A 14676-nucleotide genomic window follows, 5' to 3' on the forward strand; every position below is an offset into this window, starting at 1 on the left:
CGGCGATAGTCTGCTCGATCTCCTTAATGAGGCGACAGCCGGCTGATTCATCCAACGCCTGAGGGGCTCCGGTCAAAGGCACTTCCTTTCCCGTATTGGCCTGCAAATGCTTTGTGCTATCCGAAGATTCGACAGCGAGGCTAAGTGAGCAGAGTTCTTAGCCAAGTCTCGGATCTAACTCGGAAACTTTCCGCACATCTATCACTGGATGGCCCTCAGAGTTAATAGGCCACTGCTCTTATCTTCGTATGAACATGCAGAGATTCCGATACCTTTTTGGTATGAGGCGGCGGGAAATAAGGTATTGGAGATATCGAGCATCGCTGGATATCGTACTTCTAAGCGGCCCATAGATTGGTGCTGAGTTATAGACCATACCACATAGACGTACGGCCCGTAGGTTCTGCGGCTTTCTTTAGTTATTGGCAAAAAATAAGAGAAATTTTATGACTAAGCATACAAAGACATTCGGTCCCAGCCCTGTAATTCCTGTCGATGAACGGTCTGTCACTAGTCATATGGTGCATTTCGTATCCTATGCTTCCAATCCTATTCTTGCTGGCTTGCAGCCGCTTGAATACACCGGATGGAGAGATGAATCTCTTTCTTGGCATGACTCTAGTTACATTCACGCAAATCTCAATCCCTCCCCGACTTACCGCTTCTGGGGGCCGGACTCTATTGAGTTTCTCAAGAAATACTGCGGGAATTCTTTTGAAAAGTTCCCAGTTGGATTCGCTAAGCACGGCATTATGCTGGACGAGCAAGGGCGGATCATGGTCGATGGTTTGCTGGTTCGCCGCGAAGAGGATTACATCACTTACTGGATGAATCCTTGGTTGCAATATTGCGTAGAAAATAGCGACCTTGACGTCCAGGGTGAGGATGTTACCGGCAAAGTGTTCATGTTCCAGTTGGGTGGTCCGACCTGCTTGCAGGTACTAGATGCAGCTAGTGGTGAGAACTTGCACGACATCAAATTCATTCACCATCGAATGAGTAAGATTGCAGGTCGAGATGTAATGATCCTGCGCGTCGGTATGGCTGGCTCCCTGGCTTATGAGGTTCATGGGAATGTAGAGGATGCCATTCCTGTTTATGAACAGATTCTCAAGGCTGGCGTAAAGTACGGTTTGAAGCGATTGGGTACCCCCGCTTACAATATGACCCATTGGGAGAATGGATTCCCACAAGCCTATCTCGATTTCCCCCTTCCTTGGTTTGAGCACAAAGAATTTGCTGCATGGCTCCGTGAGCGCGAAATTGGGTTCCTCTGCGATCCCGAAATTGTTAAAGATTCTTTGTCTGGCAGCGTCGGTCAAGATTTCGCAGCTCGTTACCGAAACCCGATTGAGTTGGGTTGGGGTAAGACCATTAATATGGATCATGAGTTTGTTGGAAAGAAGGCTATTGAAGAGCTAAAGGCAAAGTCATCGCGCCAGATGGTAACTCTTGAGTGGAATAAAGAGGATATCCTTGATATCCACCGCTCGCAATTGGCCGATCCAGTCCCTTATAAAGATATTTCTAGTCCCGAAGATCTGGCATTTGGCGGTATCTATCCAGCCGATTGGGTTTTGAATGATAAGGGCGAGCAAGTAGGTGTCAGTAGCGGTCGGATGGTGTCCTGGTTCTATCGGGAAATGATTTCGCTCTGCTCCATTGATGAAGAGTACCTGAGCGAAGGCACCGAGGTCTGGGTTCTCTGGGGGGAGCCCGGTACTCGGCAGAAGAAAGTGCGCGCTAAAGTAGCTCGGTATCCCTACTTCAATGAATGCCGGAACCAGAAGGTAGATACCAGCCTGATCCCCGTTGGTACGATGGATTGATAGAGATACTCTGGTTCTAGGTCGAGTTGAATTCTAGGGTCAGAAGATCTTTATATGAAATCCAAGACGGTGGCATTTATGCCACCGTTTTTCCAGCTGCGGGTTGTATTTCATTCCAATTATGTCTGCTTGCATATTGGAAGCTGTGGGGGGAGTTCTTCATGAATCCGACGCCCTATGAAATTTGCGTGCCTCAAGTAGTACTAAATGACTTGAAGCAACGGCTAATTGGCACTAGATGGATAGATGCGATTGAGGAGTCGCAATGGTTATATGGTGCCGATATTGATGTTGTTAGAGAGTATATAAGCTACTGGCGTGACGATTTTGATTGGCGTAAGCAAGAAGCTATTCTGAATAGCTGGAATCACTATACGTCAGAGATCGATGGTGTTGAGGTGCACTTCATACACCACAAAAGCCAATTTCCTAATGCTGTTCCTTTGCTGCTGCTGCATGGTTGGCCGAGTAGTTTTGTACAGCTCCTCCAACTGGCACAGCAAATCATTAATACAAATAGCGAAAGCCTCTCTTTCGATATTGTGATTCCATCGTTGCCAGGGTATGGCTTCTCAGGAAAGCCGGCAGTAAGTGGATATGGAACCAGGCGCGCAGCTCGTGCTTTGAATCTGTTGATGACTAGCGTTCTTGGTTATCAACGATATGGGGTTCGCGGGGGGGACATAGGGAAGCTGATTACAGACTGGTTGTGCAGTGATTATGCAGAGAGAGTAATAGGCGCGCATCTGGCAGAAATTATCATGCCTGGACCGTGTGAAGTGCCAGCTAATGCGTCGGAAGCAGAGGCGGAATATATCAAGAAAAATAACTTGGTATGGCAAGAAGAGATGTCCTACTGCCTCCAGCATATGACAAAGCCTCAAACTCTTGCTTATGGGCTTAATGACTCGCCAGTGGGTTTGCTGGCATGGATTCTAGAGAAATTTCAACGTTGGGCCGGAGTGGATGGGGATTTGTCTAGGCGATTTACCAAAGATGAGCTCCTGACCAATATCACTCTCTACTGGGTCACGCAGACGATAGCTTCATCTATACGAATCTATTACGAATTCTGTAGGGAAGACTATTCCAGTCAGGATTGTAGAGCTGTCCCAGTCGCTTTCTATCATGGCTCCAAAGATATGTTTCCGAATGCACCGCGAGAGTGGGCTGACCGGTTTTATAACGTTGTCAGTTATTCCGTATGCGAATCTGGTGGACATTTCCTGGAGTGGGAGGAGCCGGTCTTGGTGGCTGAGGATTTGCGTGAATTCTTCTCCGGTTTGCGGAGTTCAGCTTTTTCTTTTGGCTCTTGAATGTAATCGCAGCTATGTGTGGGTAGGATGGCTGTGGTTCTGATAAAACATAAAATTTAGGTGATTGCATGACTTATAAATCTCAAGAATCAACTTTTATATTGAATGTTAGTTGCAAGGCCGGGACAGGAATTTTGGCGGCAATTTCTACATTCCTTGCAGACAGAGGTTGCTATATTTGTGCGGTTGAACAGTTTGATGATGAAACAACTGAAAAGTTCTTCATGCGCGCCGTGTTCAGGATGGAAAGCCAAGATATTTCCATTGGCCAGATGCGCGAAGAATTTGTTGAGGTTTCTGAAAAATATGGCATGACATGGCGGTTCTATGATGCCGTTGAGCCTGTTAAAACGGTAATCATGGTTTCGAAGTTTGATCACTGCCTGAATGATCTGCTCTATCGCTACAAAAAAGGTGAGCTTAACTTGGAGATTGTTGCCGTCATCTCCAATCATCAAGATCTGCGAGGTATGGTTGAGCGCGAAGGTATTCGATTTGTTCATCTGCCTGTTGATAAGGATAATAAACCTGCTCAAGAAGCTCGCTTGCTCGACATCGTTAGCGAAACTGATGCTGAGTTGGTAATTCTTGCGCGTTACATGCAAATTCTTTCCGACAATCTAAGTCGCGAATTGTCAGGTAAGTGCATTAATATTCACCACTCGTTCCTGCCTGGATTCAAAGGTGCCCGCCCATACCATCAGGCTTTCGAGCGCGGAGTTAAGCTAATTGGCGCAACTGCTCATTATGTGACTTCCGATCTGGACGAGGGTCCAATTATCGAGCAAGTCGTGGCTCGAGTTGATCATAACTATAAGCCTGAGCAACTGGCACGTGTGGGTCGAGAGAACGAGTGTTATGCATTGGCTTCGGCGGTCAAGTGGCATATCGAGCGCCGTGTCTTCTTGGACGACAATAAAACTGTTATTTTCCTTGGCAGTTAAGTTTTGAGGCGCAAATGAAAGTCATTGATGGCAAGCTGTTTGCCGATAAATTATGCGCTTCACTCCAGGTTGAGATTGCGGCGCTAAAAGTATCGACTGGGCTCTATCCAAGCATTGCAGTTGTATTGGTAGGAGATGATCCTGCGAGTCATGTTTATGTGCGTAATAAAGTGAGGCGCTGTGAAGAGGTTGGCATCCGCTCCCTAGAATACCGATTGCCTGTTACTACTGGACAGGCTGAGCTACTGGAGTTGATTGATAGCCTCAATAAGGACAGAGACGTTCATGGTGTTCTGGTTCAGTTGCCACTTCCTCGTCAAATTGATGAAGAAGCGGTGATTGCAGCGATCGATCCAGCCAAGGATGTCGATGGCTTCCATATTGAGAACGTAGGTGCACTCTCTGTCGGCAAGGAGGGGATGATACCATGCACTCCTCTCGGGTCTTTGATGCTACTTGAGGACACCCTTGGGTCGCTGGATGGTTTACGTGCAGTAATTGTAGGGCGTTCTAATATCGTCGGAAAACCGATGGCTAGCCTGCTGCTGAAAAAAAATTGCACAGTTACCATCGCTCATTCAAAGTCCAAAGACTTGGCAGAGGTTTGCCGTCAGGCGGATATTTTAGTTGCTGCCGTTGGTCGCCCGAAGTTGATCAAGGCTGACTGGGTGAAACCGGGAGCTACGGTCATTGATGTCGGTATAAATCGCATCGAAGAGGGTGGTAAAAGCTTGTTGTGCGGTGATGTTGACTATGACGGCGTGGCAGAAGTTGCGGGTGCGCTTACACCGGTTCCTGGTGGGGTTGGCCCGATGACAATTGCTTGCCTTATGTATAACACGCTTACCGCAGCAAAGAGACTTGCCAAGCCTCTTGGTGATTGATCTATATAATGACGGATGAATTGCATACCGTTTATTTAGGTCTTGGATCTAACGTCCTGCCATGGGAGTCTCTCTCTGCAGGATTGGACCGTCTTGAGGGGGTTTTTAATATTCTCGAGAGTTCATCAGTCTATTTTAGCGAGGCTGTAGGATTCGACGGTCCTCCTTTTTTGAATATGGTGGTCAAAGTCTTGACGGAGTTATCTCTCGCTCAAGTCGTTTCGAGTGTCCGTGCTATAGAAAGTGACTTTGGTCGTGCTAATAATGATCTTCTTAAGTGCTCTCGGCGCCTTGATATTGATATTTTGCTATTTGATGACTTGTGTGGATTATTCGGTCATGTGCATTTGCCTCGTCCGGGGATGGTTGAGAGCGCATATGTTTTGGCTCCAATGGCGGAACTGAGTCCTAATCTGGTGCATCAAGGCTCATCAAAGACGTATGAGGATTTGTGGCTGCTATATGGGCATGATTTGCCATTAATACAGAAAGTGAATTTTGAGTGGAATGGTAAAAGAATTTCCTGTGATAAATCTTACCTGTAAACACATTGCTGCTCGCCCATTTTTGACTTGGTAAGATGTTAGTGTTACTCCCTCGGTCATTCCAGTTCGCCACGAATAATCATCGTCCGGCCTCAAGCTCGATTTGCCTAGCGCCGGTAGCCAATGGATATAGCAAGTGGTGAAAGGAGGCGCTGCGAAGGGTTGCGAACGGCCAAAAGCAGCCATAGAGCACCTACGAAGCTAGAAGCATTTAGACTTGACTAGCCTCAAACTCCTCAAGCAGGTACAGGGCAGCTGCTCCGGCAAGATTCACACAGAAACCCGCCTCGCTAACTGTTGGGGGTGTGCTGCTTGAGGCTGCGCCATGAGCGTCACCAAGTCTATTCCTCATTTCGCCTATGCCCCAGATGATCGAATTAAGCCCTTCGATAGTTTTCTCAACGGGCTGTCCTTTAACAACAATCCCAAGGGCGTCAATCGCTCTGCTAAATAGCTCTCTGTTATTTTCAGTGGGTTTTCCTCCGCGCTCCTCAATAATCCATTTAAGTGTTGTTTCAAGAAGGCTTCTTGCCGCCGTAATCGCTCCGCTTGGGTCTGTCACGCGGCGATGCAGAGCTTTTTCCCACTTATCTCGTATATTGTAGCTTGGAATCCGAATTAAGAGGTCGGTCAAAACGTCGTCAGCGGGTGTTGGTTGGCCGGAAAGCTCATTTAAATGGCATTCGCCTTCAAATGTAAGTCCGCCATCAACTAGAATAAGGCTGTAAGACATATGACCGGACATGGAGTCTATTTGCGGAATAATTCTCGATATATACCCTTGTTTGTGAGCATAAATAACCGCTTTCGCAATGGCTTGGAATTTATCTGGGTCGCCACTTGCATCTTTTTGGGGGGAGAATGATGTCGCTCCGGACTTCACCTTTCGCAAAACTTCGTGTAGCAGCAAATTCATGGTCGTCGCCCCTGTATCTCTTGTGGTTTTTAGCTCGATCAATCTGTGTGGCTGCTTCGCAATCTCTGTCGGCAGCCGACTGATTGAAGTACGACTGTGGCCGTGAACTCGCATGCTTAATGGCTAGCGAGAGGATCGCTACGTTTCTCCAATGCAGACAGTGACAGCTAAATCTATAGGGTCAGTGTTCACTACTCTGTAAGCCACAATCGAAGCTACAGACCCAGGCTTTTCTTGAGAAGGTCACCGAAAATTGGCCAAATTACAGGCTGAACAGCCGTCCATGCTGGCCCGCAGACTTTTTCAAGTAATCTCTTAGCTTCTTTTCCGTTACCTTCGCTCGCCTCCGCTATGGCGGAAACTAAAATTTCGCGCTGCTCTATTGAAACCACTTCCCCCTGTTTCTCCAGTATCGCAACCAATCTCACTAGAATGTCACTATCCGTACCGGAAACGGAGTCCATCCTTTGCACTACGCTACCGCCTGTGGCGAGTTGTAAATTGGAAAATTGGCCGCCAGAAATGTGTACATTGTTTATGATTCGCTGAACCTTGCTTGGGCGATTAGTTGACTGCCTAGCAGTCTTGTATCCTAGTTCTGTGAGGCCTGCGTATTCTCGCTTGCTATAGCCGCCAATAATAATGAGCCTATCACCAGGCTCATTCTTGTATGCCTCATAAGGCCCGGTATTAATTAGATTCTTTTTTTCAAGATCTGAAAGGGCAATATCGAAATCAACTTGTGTGATATCGTCCCCTGCACAAATAGCCTTGGCGAGATCAGATACTTTAGGGCCTTCATATCCGGAGTTCAGGTGATCAGCATTCAGGTTTCGATCTGAAAAATCTGCTAGAAGCGTGCCAAGAATTTGTTTTTCAGCTTCATCTAAACGTACGGTCATACTAATTCCTTGTAAATAAAAAACTTAATCTTGAGTTATTCAAATAATTGACACTCTTGACAGCCTATCATCTTTTGTCGCTGACCAGCATGGCTGGCCAGAGGATAAATTGTTCACGTTGAGCAATGCGCGTCAGAGGTTGGAGATATGGACTATCGATCTTCAGGACCAGCCACCATTACAATGCTGCTGAGGGGGGCTCGCTGGAACGAGCTTCGACTCTGATCAGAAACTCAAGGATGGAGGCAACCCAGCATGTATCTGGCCGAACTGAATATCTGTAATTTCAGGAAGCTAAGGGATGTCCAGCTGCGCTTTCAGTCCGGCCTGAACGTCCTGGTTGGGGCTAACAACGTAGGCAAGAGCGCTGTAGTCGACGCACTACGGGCATTGCTGGTCGGGTATGAAGAGTCCTATCCGCGCTTCGGAATCGAAGACCGCCATCGTCCTCCGCGGGAAGAGCCAACTGGAGACATCGAGTTCCACTATGTCTTTCGAGGGCTAGGACCCGACGACGAAGCCGACTTTTTGGCCGCACTCAAACTCGGCGCCGTCGGTCAAGTGGAGGCGCACTTTCATGTCCGTTATTCAGATGCGGACCAAGGGGGGCGCTTTAGGGTGCGCCGCTGGTGTGGCGATCATCAGGAGGTGTCGCTGACGGCGGACATGATCGAGAACCTACGTGGGGTCTATTTGCAGCCCCTACGTGATGCAACACAAGGGCTTCGCCCCGGCCGAAACAGTCAGCTTTCGCGCTTGCTTCATTTGCTCACCGATGGAGCAGGTCGCGAGGGCATCAATGACGCGTTGCAGCGTTTGGATAACGAGCTTCGGGAGCATGCTCCTATCCGGAGTACGCAGACTGCAATTACTGATCGTCATAACGCGATGCTTGGAGAGCAGCTACGTCAAGCCCTCACTGTGGGACTGAGTGCCTCCGACTTTCAACGCCTTTCCACACGATTGACACTCTCTGTAGATGACTTCGAGCTTGAGCAGAACGGCCTGGGCTTCAACAACTTGATTTTCATGGCTGTGGTACTCAGTGAGCTGGCTCGTAACTCTGACGCGGCATACCGCGGCCTAATCGTGGAGGAGCCGGAAGCGCACCTACATCCTCAACTGCAGGCAGTGCTGTTGAGATATCTGGCGAGCTTGCAGGAGGTGGATGGAGAACAGCCTGTTCAACTCTTCGTGACGAGCCATTCACCCAACTTCGCCAGCAATGCAAATCTCGATTGCCTCGTTTGCTTGGTGGAGTCGGCGGGACGAGTCGAGACGTTCTTTCCGCGCGAAGTAAGGTTTGAGAGGGGCAAGCGGGAAAAGCTGGAGCGATATCTCGATGTCACTCGTGCGGAGCTGTTCTTTGCACGGCGGGTCATTTTTGTTGAAGGGGCAGCAGAGATGATGCTCGTCGATGCTTTGGCCACCGCGGCTGGCTTCGACTTACATGGGCATGGAGTGAGCCTCATCAGCGTCGAGGGACTCAATTTCGATTCCTTCCTTCCACTGTTTGGCGAGAACGCACTAAAGATTCCTGTCGCGTTGATCACTGACGCTGACCCATCAGGGGTCGTGGTTCCCGGTCAACCGGCCCAGCCCTTGTATCCTGCCTTGGGGGCTGATGTTCAGGTTTCTGACAACACGGCCAATATGCTTGAGCTTGAGGACAGATACGTCCAAGTTTTCCATGGCGTTAAAACGCTGGAGTACGACTTGGCTCTGCATCCGAACAATCGCGCAGCCATGTTGGTTGCCTTGGCTGAAATCCATCCTCAGATTGCTCAAGACCTTGAGGTGGTCGTTAATTTGGCCCCTGACGATGCAGCTAAGGCAAAAGCACTGTTCTGTGGAATGTTTGAACGTCCATCTACCCAGAAGAACGTGCAGAAGGGCCGCTTTGGTCAATCCCTGGCCTATGTAATCGGAGAGGGAGCCGCCTGTGAGGTCCCACCTTACATCCTCGATGCGATCGTTCATGTGTGCCAGGTACCGGACGCAGGAGCGGAGGCAGAATGATTGAGCCATCCCCCGAACAGCAGCTCGTCATCGATGCTCCCCTGGTACCCCTAGCCGTTACGGCATGTGCGGGAAGTGGCAAGACGGCTACTGCCATTCAGCGTCTAGTTGAGATGCGCCGACGCCTTGGTGGAGCGAGGGGACGCATAGCACTGCTGTCATTCTCTAATGTGGCCGTGGAGACATTTCGGCAGGGTTACCAGGAACTTTCGCAAACACTGCCGAATAGCTCCGGTCGAAGCAGGGTTGATATCGATACGCTGGATAGCTTCATGACGACCCACGTCATGAAGGCCCATGGTCACCGCACTATGGGAGCAAACCAGACAGCTTTTCTAGTAACCGGCGGAGAGCCTTTCCTGGCTGGGTTCAATTGCCCAACGCGGGATCACCCGATACCTGTAAGCGACATCAAGGTTCGATTTAGCGCTGGTCAGCCGCTCTTCTACTACACGGTACATGGTAACGAGATGCCGCTTAACCAGCTGGATGCTAGTCGAGTGGTTGCTAGATTGGGACGCGTGGGGGGCTATACGCACGATCTGGGACGCTATTGGTGCTACCGCGTCCTAAGTGAGCAGCCTGTGGTGCTTAGAGCTTTGGCTCGACGCTACCCTCATATCATCGTCGATGAGGCCCAGGATATTGGAGTCCTGCATCAAGAGCTTTTGGAGCTTCTGATTGGTGCTGGCGTGCAGGTGTCGCTGATTGGTGATCCAAATCAGGCTATCTATGAGTTCGCTGATGCCGACGGTCATTTTTTGCGGAACTACCACGAGCGGGAAAGAGTTGTTCCTTACAACCTGACTCGCAACTATCGCTCCGTGCCCTCGATCCTGAGTGTTGCAAATTACCTTTCGGGAAGGGCGGATGATCCTGATCGTGCTGACGAACCCCCACCTCTCGGAGCCTACTTCATTGGCTATAACGAGCAGGCGCTTCCACCTCTGTTGGATGCTTTCCATGCAGAACTGAGGCGGCAAGCAATCAACCCTGATAGATCGGCTGTCGTATGTCGTGCGGCTGCAATGGCCTCCAGGCTGTCGGGAGAAAGAGATCCTGAAGGACGGGGAGTAGTGAAGCTGTTTGCCGAAGCCGCGGTACTTCGAGATCAGAACTCCGACTTCCTGGGGGCATTCAGAATGGTCGCTCGAGGCATTGTCAGTCTCTTGAATGGCCCACCCCCAGGGCTTCTCAATAGGCTGAGTGGCGTCACTCATGATCGTGATTTGCGCGAGCTGCGACGTCGGCTGTGGTTGTTCACTAGAGATGCTGCTCAGGGTTTGCCGGCTTCAAGTCTGCCTGCCTCAGGCCAATGGCTTCCCCTGCTGCAGGGGCGAGTTGCTCAGCTGCTTCGTGACATTCAGCGTGATTTTGAGTTGATCGCACTGGATGGGCTGACACGCCGGCTAACGCGCGCCTCGCTGCCTGCTGGGCCACTTAGTGTGGGGCTTGAGGTGGCGGTTGAGCAGGAGCCCAAGGCCCGCGTGAGAACCGTTCACCAAGTTAAGGGTGAAAGTATTGATGCCGTCTTATATGTGGCCAATCGGGCCAACATCGAAGCCATGCTGGCAGGAATGAATACTGAGGTAGGCCGTATTGGCTATGTTGCGGTGACTCGCGCCCGCGATCTGCTTTGGTTGGCGGTTCCTGCGACCGCCTTGGTTGCCTTGAGACCTCAGCTGGAGCGGGCCGGCTTTCTCGAAGCTGGTCAGGCTCTTGCTGGGTAATCGTCCGCTCTTGGCCGGTAGCTACCTGTCATGAAGGGCAGCAATCGGCAGTCGAACGCAGTCGGTAGCGAATGGCAGCTAGCGGTTGAATCCACAGTTGGTTGTGGACACCAGTACGTCACGGGAGCGTTCCTGGCTCCTGGCTCCCAATGAGGAACCAGGTCATGAGGCGCGGAGGTGTCCAGCAGGTCGGATACCGCTTTGAATCGCTTCGATTCGCGCGTCGATCAGTGGAGTGAGCAAGGCATAGAGTTCGGTAGGCCGGAGAGTGGATCGTTGTTTGCCCAGCAGTTCAATGGACAGTCGCCCCAGGGCCGTGCGAAGAGGCATGTCCGCATCCTTGAGAAGGCGATCATGCAGGTACTGCAGTTGGATGCGAAGCTCCAGCGGGCAGTGTTCCTGGGCTGCCGCCCGTATCGAAAGGCCGCGCAGTCGGCCGAGCTCTTCGACTTGCCAGCACCGCTCGGCGACCTCCGGTGTGAGTGCCAGCAGGTGGCAGCGTTGCAAGTCCAGGTGCTGGATGTGGGCGAGTAATTGCTCCAGCAGACGGCAATGTCCGTCGAAGTCCTCCGGCGTGAGCAGCAGGCGTTGCCAGGCTCGGTAGTTTCCAGCATCGGTCCAGGCCCGCCAGGAACGTTCCAGTTCGGCTTCAAGCTTCCGGCGGTGGTGCACGGCGTCAGCACTGGTCTGAGCACCTAGCGCACGATGGCGCTGGACGCCCTGCATGAGTACCAGGCCCAACTGCAACATATCGCGCAATTCTTCTTGCTGGCGGAACTGCCGGCGTCGATCGGCCAGCCACAGGACAACGCAGGACGCGGCCAGGGCGGCCAGTACGGCCAGTGCGGGCAGGCTCTCTATGATCATGGCGTTGCGTCGCCTGTGAGTCGGGTGAGGTAGCGGGTGAGGTCATGCAGCTCATGGGTCTGCCGGCTTTGCACCTGAAGGCTGGTGCTGATCTGCTGGAGCTGTTCGCCGAGGTCCTGGTTCGCCTGGTGATGTTCGACCAGCGCCTGTTGCATGCCGTCGAAACGCTGCAGGTTTTCCTGGCTTTTGCGGGCCAGCCGGTCAAGGCTCTCGGCGAGGCTATTGCTCTGGCCGCTGCCACGCTCCAGCAGCTCGCGATGGTGTTCGACTTCCTTGCTTACCTGGTTCACGGCCCCGGCGATGGATGTGGCGGCGGCGATGATGTCGCGCGTGGTCCTGTCGGTAGCGGTCGCCATCTGCCGGACTTCGTCTGCCACCACCGCGAAACCACGCCCTTGCTCGCCAGCACGGGCAGCCTCGATCGAGGCGTTCAGGGCCAGTAGCTGGGTTTGCTTCGCCAGGTCCTGGATGCCTTGCACCGACTGTTCGACGAGCGCGGTACTTTGCAGCAATTGCGTCACCGCTCGGGCGGTGTCGCCCAGGCTGCTGCGGATGTCAGCCATCCCGGTCCCCAGTTCCCGCGCCGCCCGGCAGCCGTCCTCGCCCTGGGCATGGGCGGCCGCAAAATCCGAGCGGGCGCTGCTGGCCATTTCGTCCACGCTGGCCAGGCTGCGTTCAATCTGTTCGCTCGCGGCTGCGATCATGTTCACTCGCTGGCTTTGCTCGCCGCCCTGGACATTGGCCTTCTGCGCCAACTGCTCCAGTGCCTGGCTGGCGAAGCGCACCTCACTGTTCAGGCGATCATTGCCGCGCAGACGTTCACTGCACTCGACCAGCAGGGTGGCTTGATCGTTGGCGGATTGGGTACGGAGCAGGCGTGCCAGTTCGTCGAACCAGAAGGCCTCGCTGTAGCGCTGGCGCAATTGGTGCAGATGTAGGGAAATGCCCAGGTAGAGTGTTCCCAGAACAAGCCCAAATGCCATTGTCGGCTGACCTGCATGCGCGCAGGCCGCCGCGCCAAGCGCGGTACCGATGGGGACCCATGCACCATGCTGAATGCTGGCGACGAGGGCGATACCTGGCTCGAATGGCGGATAGGTTGTCCATTGCCGAGGCGTTCGCTGGAGGTCCTGAACGAGTCTGGTCGCTCCTTCGATTCCAGTTACACGGGAGTCAGCGAGATTGCTCATGGTTGGATTCCCACGTGAAGTGAAGACTGTCCGTTGTTCATGGTTGTGCTGCGTCCTCGCGAGACGTCCAGCAGGATCGGTGTGGGGGCAAGACGCCCGCACACCGATGTACCCAGCCGTTACGGTCAGTAGGTGTATTGCACCTGCACCCAGAGCTTGTCGGTATCGACCGTGCGGGCTCGATCATCCGAGTCGTAGCTGGCGTACTTGAGCAGTCCGACCAGACCTTTCACGCCTGGTATCGGATGGGCGTAGGACAGGTCGATCTCGCTGCCGTAGCTGTCGCTGCCCTGCTCGGTGTCGAAGTCGTGGTACCAGGCTTGCAGGCTGCCGCCGGCCAATGGCGCGGTGAACCCCAGGTAGGCGTCCTCGATGCCGTCAGCCGGCGTGGTGAGGAACTGGTCGGCCCAGCCCTGGAAGATGTGCTTGGTTGCCAGCGGCGTCTGGAACGCTCGGTTGCCGGGGCCGCTGTCGCCGCCCAGTACCTCGTAGCCGCCCTTGAGCTGTACGCCGTTGAAGACATACCCCAGCTCCGCCAGGTAGTACTCACTGTCCAGGTCCAGCGGGTTGTCGGCGTAGTCCTGCTGGCGTGCGTACTCCAGCGCATAGCTGAAACCGGCCAGCGCACCGTTCAGGCGCAGGCCGCTGGTCCGGCTGGACAGGCTGCCCAGTGGGGAGGTCGCAGTGGTCGCAATGTTGTCCAGGCCGAGCAGGTAGCTGTAGGCGGTCACTGCGAGTTCCGGCCGCACCAGGTACTGGGCATTGAACAGGTGACTGTGGCCTTCGATGTTGGCGGGGTTGGTACGGTTATCGAAGCGGCCGTTTTCCGGGCCGAAAATGGTGTTGATGTTGTCCAGGTAGCTGTAGGTCAGGGTCAGGCCATCAAGGGGCTTGAGCTGGGCCAGTGCAGCGTCGTAGGTCTGCTCGTTCTGCCGCCAGGCCGAGCCGCCGACAAAGCGTTGGTTGTCCAGGTTGATGCGTTGGCGGCCCAGCACGGCGCTGCCGAAGGCCTGGTCATAGCGCAGCAGGGCCTGGTTGACTTCGGTGCCGTCGGGGTCGACCACCATGGCGTAGTTGGTCTGGCCGTTGCGGGTGCTGTTGTAGGCGGCATCGCCGAGGCGGCTGACGTTGTCCACTTCCACTAGGCCCGAGAGGCCGTACCACTTGCCGGTCTGGAAGCCGACGCGGGTGCGCAGGGTCTGGGCATTGGCGTCGCGCAAGTTGTTGTTCTGGTCGACGTTCTCAAAGCGGTAGCGGGCATCGAGGATGGCTTTGCCCCCAGTGAACAGGTTGCTAACGTCCTCTGTGGCCAGGGCGGCGTGACTGGTGCCGGCAACGGCCAGCGACAGCAGAGCGGGTTTCAGCATGTGCATAGCGGACTTCCTAGGTCTGAAAAGCGCAAAAAAAACGTCACGGTGTCCGCGCTCCGGGTGGAGAGGGGATTCCGCGACGTCGTTGTCGGTTGAGTGGCAGACACGCCGTTGTGCTGACCGGGGAAGGTCTTAGCAGGCACTGTGCCAGTTTGTTCAACTAC

12 protein-coding genes are annotated in these 14676 nt (G+C 53.1%); 7 read left to right on the forward strand and 5 right to left on the reverse strand.

Translation table 11 applies throughout. The annotated features are described in order from the left end of the window. Positions 1-446 precede the first annotated feature (446 nt). The 5 genes from E8E91_RS25010 (at position 447) to folK (ending at position 5518) form a co-directional block, all read left to right on the forward strand. A complete protein-coding gene (locus E8E91_RS25010) occupies positions 447-1829 on the forward strand; it encodes an aminomethyl transferase family protein (protein WP_179057932.1) in 1383 nt (460 codons plus the stop codon). Between the two features lie 161 nt (positions 1830-1990). Continuing rightward, complete coding sequence (locus tag E8E91_RS25015; RefSeq protein WP_179057933.1) at positions 1991-3145, forward strand: epoxide hydrolase family protein; 1155 nt, start codon at positions 1991-1993, stop codon at positions 3143-3145. A gap of 68 nt (positions 3146-3213) precedes the next feature. Beyond that, positions 3214-4089, forward strand: a complete 876-nt coding sequence (gene purU, locus E8E91_RS25020) for a formyltetrahydrofolate deformylase (RefSeq protein ID WP_179057934.1) — start codon at positions 3214-3216, stop codon at positions 4087-4089. Positions 4090-4103: 14 nt separating this feature from the next. Next, on the forward strand, positions 4104-4973 hold the full coding sequence (gene folD, locus E8E91_RS25025; protein ID WP_179057935.1) for a bifunctional methylenetetrahydrofolate dehydrogenase/methenyltetrahydrofolate cyclohydrolase FolD: 870 nt from the start codon (positions 4104-4106) through the stop codon (positions 4971-4973). A gap of 8 nt (positions 4974-4981) precedes the next feature. After that, on the forward strand, positions 4982-5518 hold the full coding sequence (gene folK / locus E8E91_RS25030) for a 2-amino-4-hydroxy-6-hydroxymethyldihydropteridine diphosphokinase (protein WP_179057936.1): 537 nt from the start codon (positions 4982-4984) through the stop codon (positions 5516-5518). Between the two features lie 211 nt (positions 5519-5729). Here the strand turns inward: folK and E8E91_RS25035 are convergent, their stop codons facing one another. After that, the gene (locus E8E91_RS25035; protein ID WP_179057937.1) at positions 5730-6434 is read right to left on the reverse strand and encodes an abortive infection family protein; all 705 of its coding nucleotides are present in this window, start codon (positions 6432-6434) and stop codon (positions 5730-5732) included. Positions 6435-6649: 215 nt separating this feature from the next. Continuing rightward, positions 6650-7336 carry a hypothetical protein gene (locus tag E8E91_RS25040; protein ID WP_179057938.1) on the reverse strand — a complete coding sequence of 229 codons (687 nt, stop codon included), beginning with the start codon at positions 7334-7336 and terminating at the stop codon, positions 6650-6652. 255 nt (positions 7337-7591) lie between these two features. Here E8E91_RS25040 and E8E91_RS25045 point away from each other — a divergent pair, with 255 nt between their 5' ends. Both E8E91_RS25045 and E8E91_RS25050 read left to right on the forward strand, forming a co-directional pair. After that, a complete protein-coding gene (locus E8E91_RS25045; RefSeq protein WP_179057939.1) occupies positions 7592-9355 on the forward strand; it encodes an AAA family ATPase in 1764 nt (587 codons plus the stop codon). Further along, positions 9352-11085, forward strand: coding sequence for an ATP-dependent helicase (locus E8E91_RS25050; RefSeq protein WP_179057940.1), 1734 nt, complete (start codon positions 9352-9354; stop codon positions 11083-11085). Before E8E91_RS25045 ends, E8E91_RS25050 begins: the two co-directional genes overlap by 4 nt. A 162-nt stretch (positions 11086-11247) precedes the next feature. On the opposite strand, the gene E8E91_RS25055 is transcribed toward E8E91_RS25050, so the two are convergent. The 3 genes from E8E91_RS25055 to E8E91_RS25065 form a co-directional block, all read right to left on the reverse strand. Beyond that, positions 11248-11952 carry a hypothetical protein gene (locus E8E91_RS25055; RefSeq protein ID WP_256873271.1) on the reverse strand — a complete coding sequence of 235 codons (705 nt, stop codon included), beginning with the start codon at positions 11950-11952 and terminating at the stop codon, positions 11248-11250. Beyond that, entirely contained in the window at positions 11949-12935 is a 987-nt protein-coding gene (locus E8E91_RS25060) for a methyl-accepting chemotaxis protein (RefSeq protein ID WP_280359983.1), read from the reverse strand. The genes E8E91_RS25055 and E8E91_RS25060 overlap by 4 nt, the downstream gene beginning before the upstream one ends. 332 nt (positions 12936-13267) lie before the next feature. Then, entirely contained in the window at positions 13268-14515 is a 1248-nt protein-coding gene (locus tag E8E91_RS25065; protein ID WP_179057942.1) for an alginate export family protein, read from the reverse strand. Between the last annotated feature and the right edge of the window lie 161 nt (positions 14516-14676).

The sequence above is a fragment of the Pseudomonas sp. BN515 genome (assembly GCF_029873155.1).
Lineage (GTDB): Bacteria > Pseudomonadota > Gammaproteobacteria > Pseudomonadales > Pseudomonadaceae > Metapseudomonas.